General features: G+C 34.5%; 1 protein-coding gene. It reads left to right on the plus strand.

Annotated features, from left to right (window positions below; all coding sequences use genetic code 11):
• The coding region (locus SB772_RS42775) for a hypothetical protein (protein ID WP_410838869.1) at positions 1 to 258 on the plus strand (258 nt) is incomplete at both ends.

Consider the following 258-nt stretch of genomic DNA (forward strand, 5'->3'; position numbering starts at 1 on the left):
TGTTGTTTCTAATATTGACATTTCAAACAATTCAATAACGGTAAATGTTATAGGAGGAACTCCACCTTACAAATACTCTCTGGATAATATCAATTGGCAGGACTCCAATATATTTACGAATATATCAAGAGGAGATCATAAGATCTATGTGAAAGATGCTTATGACTGTGAACCTATCTCTATTTCAGTGATTGTTCCTAATCTGGTTAATGCTATCACTCCAAACGGAGACGGAGTAAATGACGTGATTGACTATTC

Source organism: Paraburkholderia sp. SIMBA_030 (assembly GCF_046535245.1).
GTDB lineage: Bacteria > Pseudomonadota > Gammaproteobacteria > Burkholderiales > Burkholderiaceae > Paraburkholderia.